Source organism: Neisseria sp. P0001.S005, from assembly GCF_051963715.1.
Map to the genome: position 1 here is coordinate 1 of NZ_JBQCTZ010001099.1, position 232 is coordinate 232.

Annotated in this window: 1 protein-coding gene; it reads right to left on the reverse strand. The window is 48.7% G+C overall.

Translation table 11 applies throughout. The annotated features are described in order from the left end of the window. Positions 1-232 (reverse strand): DMP19 family protein (locus ACTHSP_RS24195; protein WP_440347244.1); only part of this gene is annotated, 232 nt, incomplete at both ends.

Here is a 232-nt window from a genome sequence, read left to right on the forward strand (position 1 = left end):
AGTCTTCGTCGGCAACATCATAATAATCGCCGTCAAGCTCTTCAAAATCGGGAAAAGCTTTGCGGATTTCGTCGAAATCCCTTTGCTCGTCTGCCATTTTTTCAATGGCTTCGCCGTGTTTTTCGTAAAGGGCTTTGGCTTTGTCTAAGATTTTCGGTATCGGTTTGATGCGCCAGCGGCGCAGGCTGTCGGCAACCGGATTGCCGAAGATGTATTCTCCGTATCCTGAAGC